The organism is Streptomyces phytophilus (assembly GCF_013870535.1).
Classification (GTDB): domain Bacteria; phylum Actinomycetota; class Actinomycetes; order Streptomycetales; family Streptomycetaceae; genus Streptomyces; species Streptomyces phytophilus.
On the sequence record NZ_JACBXC010001094.1, the window covers coordinates 1 to 2070 of the forward strand.

2 protein-coding genes are annotated in these 2070 nt (G+C 75.4%); both read left to right on the plus strand.

Annotated features, from left to right (window positions below; genetic code table 11):
• The first annotated feature begins 250 nt into the window (after window positions 1-250).
• Window positions 251-1255: an ArsR/SmtB family transcription factor gene (locus H5J30_RS29420; RefSeq protein ID WP_181790347.1), complete on the plus strand. Its 1005-nt coding sequence runs from the start codon at window positions 251-253 to the stop codon at window positions 1253-1255.
• A 172-nt stretch (window positions 1256-1427) separates the two neighbouring features.
• Window positions 1428-2024, plus strand: a complete 597-nt coding sequence (locus tag H5J30_RS29425) for a phosphoesterase (protein ID WP_181790352.1) — start codon at window positions 1428-1430, stop codon at window positions 2022-2024.
• Window positions 2025-2070 lie beyond the last annotated feature (46 nt).

Below are 2070 nucleotides of genomic sequence, written 5' to 3' on the forward strand. Positions count from 1 at the left end.
CGCAGATCGCGCCGGTCAGCGCAACCCTGCGCCACCGGGCGGTCGTTGGTGTGCGCCGCATCTGGCTCCTTCCCGTGTTCCTTGTCATGTCCGCGAAGGTGCTGGCCGTGCGGCGACGCATCGTAGGCACCCCCTCACCCCCGCGCCGCACGGGTTTTCCGCCACCGTCGAAAACCCGACGTCCACCGCCGCGGGAACGGGGCCCGCCCGGGGCCGAGACAGCGCAGGCCGCGCGTGGTTACCCTCGGGTATGGCCGGAAAGCTTCATGTCCACTTCAACGATCGGGACTTCCGCCACGTCCAGCTCGCGCGCACCGCCGACCCGATCTGGGAGGCGATCCTCGGGCTGCACGTCGCCTACACCCCCGCGCCCCTCCTCCCCGCCCGGCTGCGCCCCTTCCACCGCCGCGCCCGGCACCGCCTCCGCCACCACGACCTGCGCCGCACCTGCCGCCTCCTCAACGGCATCGCACCCGCCGACGCCGCCTACTTCCCCGACTTCCTCACCCCCGTCGAATCCGAGGACGGCATCACCGCGGGACTGCGCACCCTGCGCGCCACCCCCGCCACCCGCCTCGCCCGCGAGATCCGCCTCGCCGCCCGCCACCGCCCCCTGCCGCCCTGGACCCGCCGCCTCGCCGCCGGCGACCGCACCGTCCTCGGCGACCTCGCCGACGCACTCCAGCACGTACACAACCGGCTCATCGCCCCCGACTGGAGCGAGATCGAAGCCACCGTCGCCGCCGACCGCACCCGCCAACTTGAAGCACTCGAAGCCGGCATGCCCGCCGTCCTCGCCACCCTCGACCCCTTCACCTGGACCGACCCCGTACTCAGCGCCCCCTACCCCGTCGACTCCACCCTCCACCTGCACGGCCGCGGCATCCGCCTCATCCCCTCCTACTTCTGCCACACCACCCCCGTCGCCATCGCCGACCACGGACTCCCGCCCGTCGTCGTCCACCCCGTACGCCGCCACCCCGCCCCCGACGGCACCGGCCGCGCAACCCCCCACCGCGACACCGCACTCGCCGCACTCCTCGGCACCAGCCGCGCCCGCATCCTCGCCGCACTCACCCCCACCAGCGCCCCCGCCACCACCGGCGGCCTCGCCGCCCGCCTCGGCATGCCCGCCTCCTCCGTCAGCGGCCACCTCACCGTCCTGCGCCGCGCGGGCCTCGCCGAAAGCGAACGGACCGGACCCCACGTCGTACACCGCCTCACCGCCCGCGGCCGCCACCTCCTCGACGGCTGACCACCCGACCGCGCCGCACCGGCGCCGAACCCGCGTACGGCCGCATTCGCCGCACGTCCCCCGCAGGTTCACCCCCTGCTGCTGTGATACCCCCGCACCGCACCCCGACCGGACCCACCGCACCACACCCCCACCACACCCCCACCACACCCCCACCACCAGGGAGGCAGGCGTGAACCTCGTCGTCAACGGCGACGCAGAGACCGGGCCCGGAGGCACCGCGGAGCCCGTCGACACCGTCCACGGCTGGCGCCTCACCCAAGGCGCCCCCGCCCTCGTCCCGTACGACCTCGGCGGCGGCTACCCCACCCCCGACGACCCCGGCCCCACCACCCGCGGCACCCGCTTCTTCACCGGCGGCACCAGCCCGCGCACCGCACTCCTCCAGGACATCGAACTCCCCCGCACCGGCGCCACCGGCCACGACGCCATCGACGCCGGCCGCGTCCGCTACACCCTCACCGCCTGGCTCGGCGGCTACGCCGACCAGCAGGACGGCGCCCGCCTCTCCGTCGAACTCCGCGACACCCACGGCACCCCCCTCGCCCTCAGCGTCCTCGGCCCCGTCACCGCCGAAGAACGCGCCGGCCGCACCGCTCTGCTGGAACGCACCGCCACCGCACCCGCACCACCCGGCAGCCGCACCGCCCGCCTCCTGCTCACCCTCACCCGCGCCGGCGGCACCGCCAACGACGGCTACGCCGACGCCGTCACCCTCACCCTCACCACCACCGCCCGCACCACCCGCAAAGGAGGCCGCCGCCCGTGACCGTCGACCGCCGGAGACGGCACGCTGGACGTGCACGCGCCGACCC

Bases quoted from the DNA above. Each gene is read 5' to 3' on its own strand.
- H5J30_RS29420 (WP_181790347.1), top strand. From the start codon at position 251: ATGGCCGGAAAGCTTCATGTCCACTTCAACGATCGGGACTTCCGCCAC.